Annotated in this window: 16 protein-coding genes; 8 read left to right on the plus strand and 8 right to left on the minus strand. The window is 50.1% G+C overall.

The window, feature by feature from the left end:
• Positions 1-7 precede the first annotated feature (7 nt).
• Positions 8-925, minus strand: a complete 918-nt coding sequence (locus C7E00_RS10310; protein WP_105304207.1) for an ABC transporter permease — start codon at positions 923-925, stop codon at positions 8-10.
• Between the two features lie 92 nt (positions 926-1,017).
• Positions 1,018-2,715 carry a peptide ABC transporter substrate-binding protein gene (locus C7E00_RS10315; protein WP_105304208.1) on the minus strand — a complete coding sequence of 566 codons (1,698 nt, stop codon included), beginning with the start codon at positions 2,713-2,715 and terminating at the stop codon, positions 1,018-1,020.
• A gap of 250 nt (positions 2,716-2,965) precedes the next feature.
• Between C7E00_RS10315 and C7E00_RS10320 the strand changes: the two genes are divergently transcribed.
• Genes C7E00_RS10320 through C7E00_RS10340 form a run of 5 tightly spaced genes read left to right on the plus strand, consistent with a single transcriptional unit; the run spans position 2,966 to position 11,019 of the window.
• The gene (locus C7E00_RS10320) at positions 2,966-4,192 is read left to right on the plus strand and encodes a metal-dependent hydrolase family protein (protein ID WP_105304928.1); all 1,227 of its coding nucleotides are present in this window, start codon (positions 2,966-2,968) and stop codon (positions 4,190-4,192) included.
• Positions 4,189-5,577, plus strand: a complete 1,389-nt coding sequence (locus tag C7E00_RS10325; protein WP_167836556.1) for a S10 family serine carboxypeptidase-like protein — start codon at positions 4,189-4,191, stop codon at positions 5,575-5,577. The genes C7E00_RS10320 and C7E00_RS10325 overlap by 4 nt, the downstream gene beginning before the upstream one ends.
• Entirely contained in the window at positions 5,574-7,565 is a 1,992-nt protein-coding gene (locus C7E00_RS10330) for a S9 family peptidase (RefSeq protein WP_105304210.1), read from the plus strand. The genes C7E00_RS10325 and C7E00_RS10330 overlap by 4 nt, the downstream gene beginning before the upstream one ends.
• Positions 7,562-9,583: a S9 family peptidase gene (locus tag C7E00_RS10335; protein WP_105304211.1), complete on the plus strand. Its 2,022-nt coding sequence runs from the start codon at positions 7,562-7,564 to the stop codon at positions 9,581-9,583. Before C7E00_RS10330 ends, C7E00_RS10335 begins: the two co-directional genes overlap by 4 nt.
• A gap of 14 nt (positions 9,584-9,597) precedes the next feature.
• Entirely contained in the window at positions 9,598-11,019 is a 1,422-nt protein-coding gene (locus C7E00_RS10340; RefSeq protein WP_105304212.1) for a hypothetical protein, read from the plus strand.
• Between the two features lie 183 nt (positions 11,020-11,202).
• On the opposite strand, the gene C7E00_RS10345 is transcribed toward C7E00_RS10340, so the two are convergent.
• Genes C7E00_RS10345 through C7E00_RS10355 form a run of 3 tightly spaced genes read right to left on the minus strand, consistent with a single transcriptional unit; the run spans position 11,203 to position 13,190 of the window.
• Positions 11,203-11,544: a MoaF-related domain-containing protein gene (locus C7E00_RS10345; protein ID WP_105304213.1), complete on the minus strand. Its 342-nt coding sequence runs from the start codon at positions 11,542-11,544 to the stop codon at positions 11,203-11,205.
• Between the two features lie 54 nt (positions 11,545-11,598).
• Complete coding sequence (locus C7E00_RS10350) at positions 11,599-12,939, minus strand: replication-associated recombination protein A (protein WP_105304214.1); 1,341 nt, start codon at positions 12,937-12,939, stop codon at positions 11,599-11,601.
• Between the two features lie 17 nt (positions 12,940-12,956).
• Positions 12,957-13,190 (minus strand): rubredoxin-like domain-containing protein, encoded by a 234-nt coding sequence (locus C7E00_RS10355; protein ID WP_105304215.1) that lies wholly within the window; start codon positions 13,188-13,190, stop codon positions 12,957-12,959.
• Between the two features lie 177 nt (positions 13,191-13,367).
• Here C7E00_RS10355 and C7E00_RS10360 point away from each other — a divergent pair, with 177 nt between their 5' ends.
• Positions 13,368-13,721 (plus strand): hypothetical protein, encoded by a 354-nt coding sequence (locus C7E00_RS10360; protein WP_105304216.1) that lies wholly within the window; start codon positions 13,368-13,370, stop codon positions 13,719-13,721.
• Between the two features lie 372 nt (positions 13,722-14,093).
• Here the strand turns inward: C7E00_RS10360 and tnpA are convergent, their stop codons facing one another.
• On the minus strand, positions 14,094-14,498 hold the full coding sequence (gene tnpA, locus C7E00_RS10365) for an IS200/IS605 family transposase (protein ID WP_105304217.1): 405 nt from the start codon (positions 14,496-14,498) through the stop codon (positions 14,094-14,096).
• A 79-nt stretch (positions 14,499-14,577) separates the two neighbouring features.
• On the opposite strand from tnpA, the gene C7E00_RS10370 reads away from it, so the two are divergent.
• Positions 14,578-15,834: an RNA-guided endonuclease TnpB family protein gene (locus C7E00_RS10370; RefSeq protein ID WP_105304218.1), complete on the plus strand. Its 1,257-nt coding sequence runs from the start codon at positions 14,578-14,580 to the stop codon at positions 15,832-15,834.
• Between the two features lie 244 nt (positions 15,835-16,078).
• On the plus strand, positions 16,079-16,258 hold the full coding sequence (locus C7E00_RS10375) for a hypothetical protein (RefSeq protein ID WP_135358210.1): 180 nt from the start codon (positions 16,079-16,081) through the stop codon (positions 16,256-16,258).
• A gap of 184 nt (positions 16,259-16,442) precedes the next feature.
• Here C7E00_RS10375 and C7E00_RS10380 read toward each other — a convergent pair whose 3' ends face one another.
• Together C7E00_RS10380 and C7E00_RS10385 are read right to left on the minus strand one after the other, a co-directional pair.
• On the minus strand, positions 16,443-17,012 hold the full coding sequence (locus C7E00_RS10380; RefSeq protein ID WP_105304220.1) for a xanthine phosphoribosyltransferase: 570 nt from the start codon (positions 17,010-17,012) through the stop codon (positions 16,443-16,445).
• Between the two features lie 9 nt (positions 17,013-17,021).
• Positions 17,022-18,524 carry a carboxypeptidase M32 gene (locus C7E00_RS10385; protein WP_105304221.1) on the minus strand — a complete coding sequence of 501 codons (1,503 nt, stop codon included), beginning with the start codon at positions 18,522-18,524 and terminating at the stop codon, positions 17,022-17,024.
• Positions 18,525-18,528 lie beyond the last annotated feature (4 nt).

An 18,528-nucleotide genomic window follows, 5' to 3' on the forward strand; every position in this document is an offset into this window, starting at 1 on the left:
CCTCCTCTCATGCGACGCGGATACGAGGATCCACAATGCCGTAAAGCAGGTCAACGATGAAGTTGGCGCTGACCACGATGATCGCCTGGAAGATCACCAATCCCATCACCATCGTATAATCCAGGGAAATGACGCTGTCTACGAAATAGCTTCCCATGCCTGGAATGGAGAAGATCTTCTCGATGACATAAGAGCCTAAGAGCATCCCTGCAATCTCGGTGCCGATGCCGGTGATCAGCGGAATGATGGCATTGCGGATCTGATGAAACACCGTAACTTTCCAGGGGCTCAAGCCCTTTGCCTTGGCCGTCTTGAGATAGTCCTGTCGGTCGACTTCCAGCATCAGCGTGCGCATGGAACGGGCATAGCCGGCAATTGTGCCAAGCGAGAGGCAGATGGTCGGAAGAATGGTATGCCGGAAGCTCTTCCATTGGGAGACCGGAAACCAGTGCAATTTCACAGCAAAGAAATACTGAAGCAGAGCAGCGATGATGAACGAAGGAACGGCAATGCACAGGATCACGAAGACATTGATGACGGTATCCGCAGCCTGGCCGCGATGCTTGGCAGAAATGATGCCGAGAATCATGCCCACCGGAATACCGAAGAGCAGTGCCTGCATGCCGAGCTGCGCGCTCACCGGGAAAGTTGTGGAGATGATGTAGTTCACGCTGCGGCCGGTATATTTGATCGAATATCCGAAATCGCCATGCAGAAGATTGCCGAGATACGTCAGATACTGCTGCCAGACAGGCTTGTCCAGCCCATAATATGCCATCATCTTCGCCACTGTTTCCGCCTTCAGAATCTTCGTGGAGGCAAACGGGTTTCCTGGCAGCAGATGCAGCAGGAAGAAGCATACGGTCACAATGACCCATATGGTGACCACCGAAATGATCAGCCGGTACAGAATATATCGTTTCATTCAGGTCCCTTCTAAGGAAATGCAGCCGCGGATGCCGGCTGCATTTCCCCTTCCTTCTATTTTATGTCTCAGAATTGTCCCTGAGCGGTCCTTCAGTTCTTCTTCAGATAATTGATTTCAATTGCATCATCAATACTCGAAAGAATGAAGTTGCTGTATTCGTGGGACACTGCATAGTAGTTGCCATTGGTATTGATCGGAATCAGCGGCAGCTCATCGGTCAGGATCTGAGCCGCCTGCGCATACAGTGCCATCCGCTTCGTGCGGTCGAATTCCTGGGATCCTTCGCGGACCAGGGAATCATATTCTTCGTTCGAGAAGATATTGCCGACCCCGGCCGGATTGTTGGCAGAGCCATCCGTGATCCAGTATGCAAGGAAATCAAACGGAGAGGACCCGGTGCCGAGCGAGGTATAGTAGATATCATACTGCAGGGTGCACATCAGCTGGATCGCATTCGGGATCGGCTGCAGATTGATCTCGATATTATTCAGTCCGAGCACCTGGCTCCACTGATCCGTGATCGTTTCAGCCATGATCCGATAGTTATCACTGTCAAATGTCAGATAAGTCAGCGTCGGAAGATCATCGACAGAGCTGTAGCCAAGCTCTTCCAGAGCAGCGTTCAGATACTTCACGGCCTGCTCTGCATCGCCATCGACCGGCACTTCATTCTGCATCAGATAATCTTCGCAGAACAGAGAGTCTTCTTTGTTTCCTGGAATCGGCGAATTGAAGAAGGAGCTGGTCGGATTTACCGACTTGTCGACTGCCTGGTTGATTGCCGTGCGGTTCAGCGCATAGCTCAGGGCCAGGCGGAAGTTCCTGTTGGAAAGAAGCGCAGCCTTTGCCGCATCGCCCTGCCCGGTTGTATTCAGCTGCACGCAGCGAAGCGCTGAGCCGGAGGTATAGATCAGATAGTCCTTGAGTTCATCCACATAATTGACATTGACGTTGTACATGGCCTGAGCTTCATTGTTCTCAAACATCGCAACCGAAGTATTGCTGTCGGTGCTGCTGATTTCAATGACCTTCTTTGCCGGGAACTGCTCGTCGGAATAGAGCCAGTTCTCGTTCTTCTCATAAGTGAGGCTTGAGCCGATGGTCCAGTCCGTCAGCAGGTATGGTCCAGAGCTTTCATAATTTTCCAGGGTTCCGCCGTAAGCCTGTCCCTGGGACTCAAAGAATGTCTTTGACAGCGGATAGACCCTGATGTTGTTTCCTTCGAATTCCGCCTTCGGAGATTCCAGGGTCAGCTGCAGAGTCAGATCATCCAGCGCCTTGATGCCGACGTCATCTGCCGTGCATTCGCCATTGTTGAAGGCAGCAGCGTTCACGAAGCCATAGCGTTCAATCAGATCGCTTGCATTGCCGGAGCCATTGGCCGGATCCAGCTGAGCAAGCAGATAATAGGCAAAATCAGATGCGGTGATCGGCGTTCCATCCGGCCAGCTCGTCTCCTTCAGGTGATAGGTATAGGTCAGGTGATCATCAGAAATCTCATAGCTGTCGCAGACTTCGTTCTGATAAACGCCCTGGTACGGACGGAACAGCATTTCCTGAGTCAGATAGAACGCAAAATTATCCAGGTCCGTCTGCGAAGTGACCATATTCAGACTGGTCGGCTCGGTCGCGATGAAGGTGAATTCATCAATCTCCGAGGAACCTGCTCCTTCTGATGCGGAAGAAGAAGCGGCAGCACTGCTCTCCCCTCCTTCCTGCGTGTAAGTCCCGCAGCCTGCAAGCACCGTGCAGAACGCAAGCACCGCGGCAATTCTTTTCTTCCTCATAGTTTCCCTCCCTGAGTTAGTTCAATTCTATGCTCATCGCCGCTGGCATGCAACGGCTTTTTCAATATCATGAAAGAATTTCTTTTTTTCTTTCATTCAGGCAGAACTGCTGATAAGCAATGGAAAATACAGGTTCTGCGTTAATTCCGGAAGGGTTCATTCCCTGTGGATTCCGGCTTATGGACAAGTTCCTTGTGATATACTGTTTTCACAAAATGAAAGCATATTTTCATTGTTCAGGGAGGAAGAAATGAGTGAATATATTCTGAAAGGCCGGCTGATTACTGCGGCATCAGACGAAGTCATTGCGCATGGCACCGTGATCGTGAAAGACGATCGGATCGTATTTGCAGGTCCTTCTGAGACAGCTCCGGAATGTTCCGGAGCAGTTCTGGATGCCGGAGAAGGAACGATCCTTCCAGGCTTCATCGACGTGCATGCCCATCTGACTGGCGAAGAGGATGCAGGCGATTATGCGGACGGAAAGATGTTCGGAGATCAGATTGTAGGAGCAGTCTATCAAGCAGGACTCCTGCTGGATGCAGGATTCACGAGTCTCCGGGATATGAGTGAAGCCGGCATCTATGTTTCCAGAGGCGTTGAGCGCGGCATCATCCGGGGTCCTAAGATCATGCCGGGCGGCAAGGTTCTATCGATCACGAGCGGTCATGTGGATATGGCTCCCCAGATGACTCCGGAACAGTTCAATCAGAGCGATCATCTCAGTCAGCTCTGCGATGGTCCCGATGGCTGTGTCAGAGCAGTGCGGGAACAGTTCCGCATGGGTGCGAAATTCATCAAGATCTGTGCAACCGGAGGCGTATCTTCCCCTACCGACCGGATCGATGATGTGCAGTTTTCTCCCGAGGAGCTGAAAGCGATGGTAGACGAAGCACATCGTCATCATACGTATGTGACTGCGCACTGCACTGGATATGAGGGTGCATATCAGGCAATCCTGGCTGGCGTCGAGTGCATTGAGCACGGCGTTTTCCTGACTCAGCGCGAGATTGATCTGATGGCAGAAAAGCATATTCCGCTGGTATCGACGCTGAGTGTGTCGCTCGGGGTTGCGAATATCCCTGGTCTTCCTCCCTATGTGCATCAGAAGGCACTAGCTTGTGCCGAGGCGAATAAGAAGACCATTGCCATGGCCCGGAAAGCCGGCGTCCTGATTGCGTTAGGAACCGATTATTCCAATTCAATAAACACGCCTTACCTGCAGAATGGCAAAGAGTTCGAAGCGATGACGCGTGCCGGCATGACGCCGATGGAGGCAATTCATGCCGGCACGATCAACGCTGCAAAGGTCATGCGGAATGATTACGAAACCGGAAGCCTCGAAGCAGGCAAACTGGCTGACATCGTCATCGTCGACGGAAATCCGATGGAAGACATCTTATGTCTCGCCGATGCTTCGCATGTGAAGATGGTCATGCAGAACGGAAAGCTCTGCAAGAAGGAGTTATCCGCATGAATCTGAAGAATTATTCCATCACTCACGAAACCGAGGAAAACATTCCGGTTTATGGAAAGAAAACGGTTTTTCAGTTCAGCTATGACTGTGCAGAACTGGAAGACGGCGGTGAGATCACCGCGTATTCCTTTGTGTCCGGAAAAGAGAATCCGACTCTCTTCATCACAAACGGCGGTCCTGGTTCTGCCTCCGCCTGGCAGAATCTCGGATTTTTCGGTCCCTGGCGGATTCATCTGGAGGATGCGCTGAAGCCGGATATCATTCCGCCCTTCCGTCTGGAAGGAAATCCGCATTGTCTTCTCGATCTTGCGAATATTGTGCTCATCGATCCCCCGGGAACCGGATATTCAGAAACCGGAAGTCAGCTGAAAGAATACGAAAGCATTGACGGCGATGCGGCAATCATCGCAAAGTTCATCGATGCCTGGAGAAGAAACCATGGTGCCCTGCAGAGTCAGATCTATCTTGCCGGAGAGAGCTATGGCACGCTGCGCATGCCAGCAGTCATGGATGCCCTGATGGGCGGGCCGTTTGCCATCACCCAGGAACTCGGAGGCTTATCTCCGACCGGGATCATTCTGCTCGGATCGGTGATTTCCACCGGTGCTGCCCTAGGACATGCGCCGGTTGAAGAGAGTGCGCTTCGCCTGATGAGCGACGCGGCCATTCACGCATACCATACCGGAAAAGATCCGCACAAGGCTGCTGAAGAAGCATGGGCTTATGTGCCGCAATATCTGACCTCCCTGTTTGCCGGAAATACTCTTGAGGAAAGCAGGATGAACCAGGATGCAGAGATCCTTTCCGGATTCACCGGAATCTCTTCCGGAGTGCTTGCTGAGAAGCGGCTTATCATCACAGCAGAAGATTTTGCTGAGAATTGCGTGAAAGGATATACCGTCGGAACGTATGACGGAAGATATCTGATGAAAGGAAAACCTGCTCCGGGGACATTCCCCTTCCCGGGCAATACGGATCCGGTCGCAGATGATCCTGCCATGGGCAGATATTCCTCCGCGTTTGTTTCAGGCATGAATCTGTTGGCAGAACATTACGGGCTTTCCATGAAGAAGCCGTATCATATGATCCGCTTTGATCTCAATGAGGCATGGGATTATACCAGCCGGCATACCCCGCTCGGATCTCTGGAGAACGGAGCGAGAAGAAACCCTTCTCTGAAGATCTTCTTCGGAACGGGATTGTATGATCTCTGCACGCCGGCTGGCAATGTGCGCTATACCGCTGCGCATTGCTGCATCGACCCTGATCAGATCACTCTGAAGGAATATGAGAGCGGACATATGCCGTATCTCGGTGAAGCGTCTGCAGAGCAGCTGGAACAAGATCTGCGGGAATTTCTGCAGAGAGAAAGGAAAGCAGGATGAAACGGAGACTGACCATTGAGGATCTGAAGCAGATTGAATACCTTTCTGATCCGCAGCTTTCTGAAACCGGTGCACTTTCTTATACCGTGAATACCGTGAAGAAAGACGGAGGCTTTGAGCCGCATCTCTTTGGTCGATGGAATCGTCATGAATCGTGCCATCTGCTCTCTGAAGAATCCGGACATATGGGCCGCTGGAATCAGGAAGGAACCGTTCTTTACTTTCTCAGCGATCCGGAAAACTGCGGAGCAGATCAGCTCTGCAGAATGGAAGCAGGAAAAGATCCGGAAGCACTGACGCATTGCCGTCATGGGGTTTCATGGTTCTTCTTTGCCGGGGATCAGATCTTATTTGAAGCTGTCACCTTCCCGCAAGAAGCGGAAGCAGATCTGCTGAAGCCGATTTCCCGGGAAGAACGGGAAATGCTTCGGAAACAGAGAGCAGCTTCTCCGATTGAGGTCGAAGAGATCATGTATAAATTCGATGAGACGCATGGCATTCCTGACGGTCATCAGACGGAAATCGGATCTGCAGATCTTAAGAGCGGGACGGTTTCTCTTCTGACTCATACCGGAAAAGATTATAAGAAGCCGGTGCTTTCTCCGGATGGTTCCTATGTGCTCTGCTATACGTATCCGAACGGAGGCTGGCAGAAGAAGCAGGCTGCTCTGACCAGAGTGAATCCGGATGGAAGCGAAGTGCTGCTGACGAAGGAAGAATATCTGCTGGATGACAGTCCCGCGGTATTCCTGGATCCGGATCATGTCATCGTCCCTGCTTACGAGAAGACCGGCGATTCGATGCGGGCTTCGTTCCTGATCGTGAATCCCGAAAATGGGACGAAGAAATACTGCTGGGATGAGAATGCTTCCTCTGAAGGGCCGGGAATGTTTGCGGCAGGTCATACCGCATATGGTGATCCGGGGAACAGCTTCGGCATTTATGAAAATGGCATCTGGTTTCTGTCTGCTGAAAAAGGAGATTTCGGCCTGTTCTATCTGGATGCAGGAGAGAAGAAGATCTCGAAACTCTTTGTTCCGCATGCCTGCGTGCAGGGCGCGGATGTCAGAGGAAAAGAAATCCTTGCGGTCATCGGAACGACGAATCATATCGGCTCTCTTTATCTCTGCAATGCAGAGACTGGTTCGATGAACCTGCTTGCTCGCCACAATGAATGGATGGAAGAGACAGAGACTTCTATTCCGGAAGAGGTATGGATTCCTTCTTCAAAGGAAAGTGATCTGATGCATGGGTGGATCATCCGGCCATATGGATATCAGGAAGGAAAACGGTATCCGGCAGTGCTGGACATTCATGGCGGACCGGAATGTTTCTATCCGGCTGACTGGTGGTTTGAGTTTCAGTACCTCGCAGCCAGAGGATTTGCGGTGCTGTATTGCGATCCGCATGGTTCTACCAGCTACGGGCGTTCCTATGGCGAAGGTGCCTGGAATGGCACCGCATATCAGGATCTTCTGAAGTTTGCGGACTATGCGATCGAAAGAGGAATCGCAGATCCGGAAAAGATCGGCGTGACGGGAGGAAGCTACGGCGGCTGGATGACGAACTACATCATCAGTCATACGAATCGGTTTGCGGCGGCGGTCACGCAGCGCAATCTATGCAACCGCACGACTTCGTACGGAACCGGCGATATGGGTTCGATTCTCGAGAATCCGTTCCGGGGTGTTTACGCATCTATGATGAGCCGGCTGAATGGAGATTCCACGACGCTGAAATGGATTGATCAGGTGAAGACTCCCCTGCTGATCCTGCATGGAACGGAAGACTACCGCTGCAGCTTCGAACAGGCAGAACAGTTCTTCATCGCCATGAAGGACCGCAATCCGGAAGTGCCGGTGAAGTTCGATGCGTTTCTGCATGAATGCCATGAGCTGACCAGGAGCGGAAACACGTATGCCCAGATGGGCCATCTGAAAGAGATGGCAGACTGGTTCTGCACCTATCTGAAGGGAGAAAATGCATGAAGAGTTCTGTATCTGATTATTACCGGATCCGCTATGCAGGAAACGGAGATCTTTCTTCAGATGGCAGCGTGCTGGTCTATACGAGAACCCATACAGATCCTCCTGCCGAAGAAGTTCATGAACTGGTCCGGAAAGACCTGAGGACTAGAGAAGAAGAGATTCTCGGAACCGGAATGGACCCGCACTTCTCATCAGATGGGACAGGCATTTACTATACCGATTCTGCAGACGGGACGTTCCAGCTCTTCTACCTGGATCTTTCTTCCGGGGACTCTGCGCAGCTGACAGAGATGCGGTATGGCATTGTCAGTCCGGTATTTTCGCCGGATGGATCCTTGGCAGCGTTCACGTCCATTGCTGAAACCGGAAGTGATCAAGCTTCTCTTTCTCATCCCTTCAGCCAGGAAGAGAAAGAACAGGAAGCTCTGAAGGCTGCGGAGCATCCGTACGTTTCCATTACGGATGTCGGGTACAAAAATGATGAATACGGAGGTTTCTCTTCCGGGCATTTCCACTCGCTCTGGGTGCTGAACCTGAAAAACTGGGAACTGAAGATGGTATCTGAGGGAGAACGGGATCATGTGATGCCGGTCTTCTCAGCTGACAGCACGAAGCTGTTCTTCGTTTCAAACCGGGAGCGGAAGAAGGAAGAATCGATCGCAATGGATCTGTATGAAGCAGATCTTAAGAGCGGTGTTCTCACGAGACTGACCAGCGATAACTGGGTAGCATGGTATCCCGCAGCTTTCCAGCCGGTAATTACCGAAGATGGAAAGTCCATCATCTACGGTGCCCTCGCGCCTTCTCTGGCAGGCGGGATGCCATTGACGAGATTATGGAGATATGACTTCAGCACGAAAGAATCCGTGTCTCTCTGGGATGAGAAAGCGCCTTGCCATGAGGCAACGGCATTTCTCTACAATGCGGAGAATCTCGGCATGCAGGCAAGAGAAACTGCGGCGGTAAGTTCGGACGGAACGCATCTTTATTTCCTGTCCGGATGGCATGGAGCAGTGAATCTCTTTGATGCCTGCATTGATAAAGCAGAGATCAGGCAGGTTTCTCATGAGCAGGCCTGCTATCGTTCGATTCATCGGATCGGGAATAAGTATCTGCTCTCCAGAACAGACTTCACGGATGTTCCTCAGCTGTATCTGGCAGATGAAGCGATGATGAATGGAAGTGCAGAATGGGAGCCGGAAAAACTCACGGATGAGAATCCATGGATGAAAGAGGTTCTCGTATCTCCGGAAGAGATGATGATTCCTTCTCTGGATGGAGAGGCGGAAATCCAGGGCTGGGTATTCCATCCGCAGGAATATGATGCGGAAAAGAAATATCCTGCAGTCGTCTATATCCATGGCGGACCTACGCCGATGATGGGATATGCACTGACATATGAACATCAGGCAATTCTTGGTGCAGGCATAGGACTGATTCTGCTGAACTTCCGGGGTTCTTCGGGTTACGGAGAAGCGTTTGAATCCATGAAGGCTGCGTATGATGGCAGAGCGATGACGGATATCCTGCAGTTTGTCCGTGAAGCCTGCAGGAAGTATTCCTGGATCGATGAGAAGCGCTTAGGCGTAACCGGGGGAAGCTACGGCGGCTGGATGACGAACTGGATCACGTCTCACAGCAAGGTATTCAAGGCTGCTGTCACGCAGCGCAGCATTGCGAATGAACTGATCCAGTACGCTTCCAGCGATATGTCCGGAAGCTCGAAGGATTATCAGAGTTTCGAAGATTTCATAAAAGACGAACTGAAAAAATCTCCGGTCTCCTATGCAGAGAACATCGATATTCCGTTCCTGATCCTGCATGGCATGAATGATATGCGCTGTCCTGTCGAGCAGGCGCATCAGCTGTTTTCGGCGGTGAAGGAAACCCATCCGGATCAGCCTGTGAAGATGATCCTTTACCCTGGCATGACCCATTCGTTCCCGATGAGTGGCCCGATGAATCTGAGGATTCATCACTATTCCGCAATGATTGACTGGTTCTGCAGGTATCTTTAGAGGAGAAAGTGCTGATGTTCTATGATCTGATGTTAAAACCGTACTGGAAAGAGGATACGGTTTCTGCTCTGGATGTCACGATCCGGACGGATTGCCCGGCAAAAAAAGGAAAGACGGTATTCACTTATTTCCACGATCTGGTCACAATTCCGTTCTGCCCGGCGGAAGGAACCTTTCTGGTGAAGGATGAGCTTGGAAAAGTTCCGTATGAAGTAAAACCTCTTCCTGCAATCATGAATTTCATTCATCCGGAAGGACTGATTGCAGAAAGAGATACTTCCGGAGAGATCACGTTATCCTACCGGATTCTCCCGAGAGTACAGCCGGAAGACTATCATTCGAGTCCGTATTTTGATCTGGTTGCGGAGAAAGGCGGAGTGAATGGCACCGGAACCACCTTCCTGTGCTATCCGGGAAGCCTGGACGATGAGGCAGATCTTTCGCTGACCTGGGATCTGTCTCTGCTGCCGGAAGGATGCAGAGGAATCTGGACGTTCTCTTCTGATCTTCATGCAAAGAAGCATCTGACGTTCAGTGAATTCTTATGGACCGTATTTGCCTGCGGAAAAGTGAATAGCTCTGAGCATGGAAAGACCGGGTTCTACTGGTTTGATACGCTGCCCTTCCCTGCCGAAGAAGGAGCGGAACGGATCACGAAGATGTTCGAAGTCATGTCGGACATGTTCCATGATACCGGAGAGGATTACAGGGTATTTGCCAGACATAATCATTTTGCAGGAAATGGAGGAACTGCCCTGACCCGTTCCTATCTCTACGGATATGGGAAAGATGACCGCGTGGACCTTGATGATCTGCAGGATCTGCTGGCGCATGAAATGGTTCATAACTGGCCGACTATGATCGATGATCCGCCCGGAAAGGGAACCTGGTATGTCGAAGGCAGTGCAGAATACTATTCCACGATGGTGCCGATGGAAATGGGAATCCGCTCCATTGCCAAGACTGCAGAAGTGATCAATTCCAAGGCTGGTGCCTACTGGAAGAACCCGATGCATAACCTTTCCAATGAAGAACTCGGGAAACGGTACTGGACAGATCGCAGATGCCAGCGGGTTCCGTATGCCAGAGGCATTCTATTCCTTGCGAATACCGATGCTGCAATTCAGAAAGCAACCGATGGAAAGAAGAAGCTGCTCGATGTCGAACTGGAGCTTCTGAAGAAAAAACATCCAGAACCGGAAGACTTCCTCAGAGCGGTGAAGGAGATCAGCGGTCTGGATCTTTCCGAAGCATATGAATGCATGTGCAGAGGCGATGATCCGATTCCTGATCCGGATGCCTTCGGCGGACATTTCATTGCCAGAAAAGAAATGGTCCATGAACAGGACCATCAGCATGTTGCTGAATATGACAATGATGCAGGGAAAGAAGTACCTGGCTGGGTCTGGTATCCGAAACAGCTTGCTGATCATTGATCGAAGCTCTTTCCTGCAGAGTATCAGTTCTGGACCAGTCTCTGCAGGAGGAGCTTTTTCTAGTCTTTATCTTTTGGCGGCCATCAGGCAGCAGCTTCCCTGAAGGTAAGGCCAAAAAAACGAGTATGCAGTATTCCGGATAAGAACAAAGCATACTCGTTTTTATGTCTAAAGCTGCATTCTTCAGTCAATCAGCGTAAGCACTCCTTTATGCTGAAGTTCTCCGCGCTTTCCTCTACCTGTTTCATCGTTCCAGGTCATGAATGCATATACTCTGCCATGGTTCAGATCATCAATCTGAGAGACAACGAGTCCGGATTCCTCGATCCAGTTCAGCATATAAACTCCTTCTGAAATCTCCAGGGAGGAGTATGGTTCTTCTTCCACTGCAGGAGCACCTTCTGCCCGCTTGCTGAGAGCGGTCCAGCGGATCTTATGGTCATCCAGAACCTCAATCACGAAATGATATCCGGTCTCGTAGTTCACATCCATTTTTCTGCCATTCAGCTTTTCAAATAAGGTCATATCATTGTCATCCTTTCTGTGACATCAAAAATGTATCACAGAGATGTAACAGGATCAATGACTATGCTTCTCCTTCGCTCTCAGCTCTGCCCGCATGCGGTCCAGCTCTGCTTTTCTTACCTGCACGCGCTTCTCGAGTCCCTGATCGGTAGGCTGATAGTACTGCTTTCCTTCCAGCGAATCCGGCAGACACTGAAGACCGGTAAGATGTTCCTTGTAGTCGTGGGCGTATTCATACCCTTTCCCATAGCCGAGATCTTTCATCAGTCCGGTTTCCGCATTGCGTAATTGCAGCGGAACCGGTTCTGCTTCCATATTCTTCGCATCGGCAGCCGCACTCGTATAAGCCGTATACAGTGCATTGGACTTCGGCGCTAACGAACAGTAGACAACCGCATGTGTCAGATGCACGGAACATTCCGGCATGCCGAGAAACTGGCACGCATGATAAGCATTGATCGCAACATTGAGTGCCCCGGAATCAGCCATGCCGATATCTTCTGAGGCAAAGCGCACGATGCGCCTTGCGACATAGAGGGGATCTTCCCCTGCCTCCAGCATCCTTGCCAGCCAGTAGACTGCCGCATCGGAATCCGAATTGCGCATCGACTTATGAAGGGCGGAGATCAGATTGTAGTGCTCTTCGCCATTGCGGTCATACAGCAGAGTTCTTCCCTGGATGCACTGATCTATGACTTCTCTGGTAACTACCGACTGCATGCCGGAACCGGTTCCGTTCATGACCGCAAGTTCCAGCGTATTCAGAGCTGTTCTCGCATCGCCATCCGCATAGACCGCAATCAGTTCCAGCAGACTGTCATCGATTGTGACGTCCCAGGTGCCGAATCCCCTCTCATCATTCAGTGCATTCTTCAGAATCTGAATCAGGTTCTCCATGGTCAGAGGATTCAGAACGAAGACCTTGCAGCGGGAGAGAAGAGCGTTATTCAGTTCAAAGGATGGATTCTCGGTGGTCGCTCCGATCAGGATGATGGAACCTCGTTCCACATACGGAAGAAAGGCATCCTGCTGGGCTTTGTTGAAGCGATGGATCTCATCCACAAACAGGATGGTCTTCTGACCCATGCGTCTGGCATCTTCGGCTTTGTTCATCACTTCCTTGATTTCTCTGATTCCGGAAGTCACAGCCGAGAAGTTCACGAAATAGCTCTTCGTCGAAGAAGCGATGATTCTTGCCAATGTGGTCTTGCCGGTGCCGGGAGGTCCCCACAGAATCATGGACTGCACCTGATCGCAGTCAATCATCCTGCGCAGAATCTTTCCAGGTCCGATCAGATGTTCCTGGCCGACATATTCCTCAATGGTTTCCGGCCGCATGCGGTCTGCAAGCGGGCCGGAGACATGACGGTCGTCAAACAGTGACTGCTGTTCCATAAGCTTTCCCTTCTTGTTCAGAATTCCGGATGAGACGGAATCTCTGCAAATGCTTCAGAACCCTTATGACAGATCGGGCATTCTTCCGGCGGCCTCGTATCCCGGATCACAAAACCGCATACCTGGCATTTCCATCTCTTCACGATTGCAAACTGCTGATGATGGCACATCGGGCACTCTTCCGGGGCATGTGCAGTTTCTGATTCATATCCGCATACTTCACATTTCCAGACTGTTCTTTCTGATTTCATAGGTGCTGTTCTTCCTTCTTCTATATTGTAGTCAGCAAGAAGCTTGTTGAGGTTTCTTTTCCGTTCATCCAGTGAACCTCTCCCGCCTAGGTGCTGATGCACGATAAACAGGGAATGCGCCGCCGCTGATTTAATGGACAGGTGCGGGATACATGACGCAGAATCAGGAGAACGCGGATGAAGAACCCGTTCGGATCTGGTAAGACCCTCCTTGAAATTGCTGAAACATTTCTGACGCTGTTCTATCTCTATGATGAAGAAGGATTCCGCAGGATAGATGGGGCCGCAAAGAAGTCATTCTCATGGAATACCGGATACCGGGAATATTCCCTGGCCGAGGCAGTTTTGAAACCATGTATTCCAAAGCTCATGCAGGATCCTGCAAACGGACAGGACTTCTCTTCTTATAAGGAACAGAGACTCCGATTTCCTGGAGAGAAGATCATGTTCTCTTCCAGCGAGATGCCGGCAATGGATCCCGTACTGACAAAGAAACTGAATATGATCCCTAGTTCTGCTTCCATCATATAGGATTCTTCGAGAACATTTCTGCCATCGGCAAAGGCATGAGAAGACAGCTTCATGAATTGCATACCTGCCAGGGCTGCAATCTGATTGTTCTCCGCTTATGCAGCAGTCATACAGGTGTTTTCTGTTTTCAGAGATCCTTCCTTTCTGCCCTGCACTCAGAATTGCGCATGCCGTTTCCTGCAGGTCTGCTCTTAAAGATCGCGCCTCTATCCTGCCATTGCAGTATTCAGTTTAAAAGAATTGTGACATCCGGTATATCTATGTCAATATAATTTCAGAAAGTACTAGTACTGCAACCCGTTTTCATGCACAAGCTTCACAAAATGTCATTCGGTAGAAGCCACACCCCTTTACGGGGCGGTTTTACGTTGTTTAGCCCTGATTCTCAATATAGTTTTCAATGGTTTCCTGAGATACCTGTCCTATCGATGCAGCAAAATAGCCATCTGACCATAACGTTTTTTCTTTCCAGTAATGTTTTTTCAGCATATGCCCATGATTTTTCCACGCCTGATATGTGCTGTATTGTTTGAACACCGAAACGATACCAGTGATACTATCCATAGGATTATATTGCAGAAGAATATGGATGTGATCCTTATCTGTCTCCATACGCCTGATATACCAGTGATGTTCGATGCAAGCATCAAACATGTATTGCTTAACGTCAGTTCTGAACGTGCCGAACAGTAAGGCTTTGCGATACTTTGCCGCAAAGATCAGATGTACCATGAGCAGATTCTTGTTATGCCATCGGTGCTGATAAATGCTATTCATATGCTTACCTTATCACTATAAATATTATATAATATTTATATAGTGAAATCGTGTTCTCACGAAAAGGAGCAGGTCCAACATGCAGATTGGCGAAACGATTAAAGTACGTCTGACTTCTGAGAGTGGCACTAATCTGCTGTTTTTTCAGACCGCTTATCAATATATGCTTGGATGTAATTTTGTCTCCGAATGGATCTTTCAGCATGACTTCTGCATCAATTCCAATGAGGTTCAGAAACATGTATATTACGATCTGCGTAAACTGTTTGGACTAAAGGCACAGATGGCTATCTCGTGCATTAAAACAGTTACTGCCAGATATCAGACCGTCGATACGCAGATGAGAAACAATCCGTACCGGTTTACCGCGGATGGTAAACACTACAGCTTTCATCGGGATATGACATGGCTTCAGAAACCAATTGTGTTCAACCGCCCGCAGTGCGATCTGGTACGGAACCGTGATTACAGTTTTGTACATAACAAAATTGACGGCCACATTCAGCTCTCCATCAACACGCTCGGCAAGCGGGCTGTATGCGATTTTGTACTGCCCGAATCCATGCAGAGATTCTTTGACAGTAGCTGGACGCTTGGCACAGCGAAACTTGTGGAACTGAATGGCATCTGGTATCTGCATATTTCCATAACAAAGAACGTTGATGAATTTGAAAGAGGTGATGTGAAGCATGTTGTGGGCATTGACAGAGGTCTTAGATTTCTGGCATCTGTCTATGACGAACAGCAGAAAACACAGTTTTTCAGTGGCAAAGAGATTTTACGCAAACGTGATAAATTTGACGCTGTACGTGCACAGCTTCAGGCGAAAGGAACACGGTCAGCCAAACGCAGACTGGCAAGTATTTCCGGGCGAGAGAACCGTTGGATGAGTGATGTCAATCACTGCATCAGTAAGGCACTCGTCCGGCGATACGGTCCGGGAACATTGTTTGTACTGGAAGATCTAACCGGTGTATCTTTTGAAGAAGAAAACATGCACGGCGCAAAGCAGACACACGACCTGCGGAACTGGTCATTCTATGACCTTGAAACAAAGCTGACGTATAAGGCAAATGAATCTGGCTCCAGTGTGCTGAAGGTAAACCCGCAGTACACTTCTCAGCGCTGTCCGAGATGCGGTGCTGTCGTAAAGGGAAACCGTGATCACAGCGAACACTTATACAGGTGCAGGCAATGTGGCTATACCAGCAACGACGATCGTATCGGGGCAATGAACATCTACACGCTTGGCACGCTCTGGGTCAGCGGAAATGAAAATCCGCAGTTCGATAAGATTAAGCTGATCGAGCCTGCGGAATCAGTATCAGTAAATTAAGCTAAGGCTTCGGTATACCGGAGCGCTATCAAACGGGTGTTGTCAATCATCCGGCGATGTGACGCCACAGGAGGTATAATCCTCGCTAGCAGAAACCAGGAGGCTTATATGAGCACGCTTGTACTGGTGGAGGCAGTCACAAGCCTCGGCCCTTTACGGGACGGGGTAATTGACAATGTTTCAGGACTTTCATCGGTTTTCTGCGTTTTCCTCCGATATACTCCGGAATCAGAAGGAGGTCTGCATGAAACTTCAGATCAACCACCTTACCTGGAATATTATCGGAACCGACAGCAGCGATCAGAACCTGCTCGGAAAAGAATCAGAATATACTTTCGGAATTACTTATTTTGATCGTACGTGTGCTTATATACGCACGGATCTGCCGGAAGAGCTTGTCCGCAGGACCTTGCGTCATGACTGACGCATATGGCCTTATTTTCTTCGGGGATGATTCCGGAAACGATGGATGAAGAAGCCATCTGCAACTTCGTGGAATCGTATGGCGAAGAAATCTGTAGAGATACAGATCTTGTCTGCAGGACCTTGCTGCACCAGAAGAAGTCTTCCGAAAAGAATACGGAACGGGTCTTTCCAGCCTGAAGGGATTATCGGAAGATGATCGTTCCGCCTTCCATGGATTCCACGATGGCAAGGCTCATGACATCATAGCCCAGTGCACGCAGCTCTGCGCCTCCTGGCTGAAAGCCCTTCTCGATGCAGATGCCGATGCCAGATGCAGAAGCACCTGCTTTCTTGCAGATGTCGAGCAGGCCATGGACCGCCTGGCCGTTAGCGAGGAAGTCATCGATGATCAGAACACGATCCGAAGAAGAAAGATAGGAACTGCTGACAATGATCGTATAATCCGAATCATACGTATAGGAATGCACGGAAGCGGTATAGAAGTCGTTTCCGATGTTATGGGCGCCATGTTTCTTGGCAAAGACCATCGGCACATGCAGGGCACATGCCGCCATCAGGGCCGGCGCGATGCCGCTTGCCTCGATGGTCAGAACCTTCGTGATGCCCTGGCTGCGGAAGTGATCGGCAAAGGTCTCACCGATTCTCTGCATCAGGTCCGGGTCAATCTGATGATTCAGAAAACTGTCTGCTTTCAGGATATTGCCAGGCAGTACTCTGCCGTCTTTCAGAATCCGTTCTTCCAGTTCCTTCATTGTCTTTCCTCAGTCCAGCTCGTACAGCTTCGAATATTTCTCTTCGAGATAATCCAGATAGTATTCCGGATGGAATTCCTCTCCGGTCGCCATCTTCATGATTTCCGGGGCGTCATACCGGCATCCGTACTGGTGGATATGCGTCTTCAGCCAGTTCATGCACGTACGGTAATTGCCGCTGCGCAGGCATTCATCGACATCGAGGTCTTTCTTCATTGCCGCAAAGAACTGTGCGCCGAACGCACTGCCTAAGGCATACGTCGGGAAATAGCCGAAGTCGCCGGAAGACCAGTGAACATCCTGCAGGATTCCTTCCTGATCGTTCGAAACATCAACTCCGAGGTATTCCTTCATCTTCGCATTCCAGAGCTCATCCAGATGATCGACGGAGCCATTCTCTGCAAACAGATATTTCTCGATCTCATAGCGGACAAGGATATGCAGCGGATAGGTCAGCTCATCTGCTTCGGTGCGTACCAGAGAAGGCTCTGAAGCGTTGACGGCCTTCATGAAGGCATCCAGAGTCACATTGCCGAGCTGTTCCGGGAAGTATTCCTGGAGCTTCGGATACAGGGCTTCCCAGAAGGAAGTGCTGCGGCCGAGATAGTTCTCGCAGAAGCGGGACTGGCTTTCATGCATTGCACTGGAGATGCCGAAACTCAGAATCGATCCGTCATAGGCAGGATCCACATCATGCATATACCAGGCATGGCCGGTCTCATGAATCGTGGAAAAGATGCTGGAGACCACATTGTCTTCCAGATACTTTGTCGTCGTGCGGCAGTCGTTCTCGCAGGTGAAGTCCGTAAACGGATGTTCCGTTTCGTTCTGGTAGCCCCAGTCATGCGTGAAGCCAAGATACGGCAGCAATACTTCCTCGGTGAACTTCTTCTGGATATCTGCCGGATAATGGAGATGCAGAAACGAAGTATCCGGCTGCCTGGAGGCAGCGACTTTCTGAATCAGCGGCACGAGACGCTCTTTCACCTGGCTGAAGAAGGCATCATACTTCTCCATATTCATGCCTGGCTCGAAGTCATCAAGCATCTGGTTGTAAACCGATTCCGTGCTGCTGCGATAGGAATAGAGACTCTTCTTGGCCGCAATCATCTCCTTAAGCACCGGTTCGAATTCCGCATAGCTGGAATTGAGCTTTGCCTGATGCCAGACATCATAAGCCTTGTTCTGAAGGGCCCGGAAAGAAACATATTCCTCTTTCGGAATGGAGAGAATGTGATTCATCTCCTTCTGATATAGTTCAATCTCTCTGCGTTCGGTATCCGTCAGCCCATCCGAAGCCAGAAGATTTCTGAACAGCTCAGCAATGGCCGGATCTGTCTCCATCGAGAACAGCTCTCCGGAAAGATAGGCTTCTCTGGCATCGCGGTAAGCTGCGCCGGCAGGCGGAGCTACCGTGAGCTTGTCGATGCTGATGATCGTGATTGCCATCTGATAGGCAGATGCTGCAAACTTCCAGTCCTGAAACTTCTGCTTCATTTCTTCCAGTGTCATAAAT

It is taken from the genome of Anaerolactibacter massiliensis (genome assembly GCF_900290205.1).
GTDB classification, from domain to species: Bacteria; Bacillota_I; Bacilli_A; order Erysipelotrichales; family Erysipelotrichaceae; genus Bulleidia; species Bulleidia intestinalis.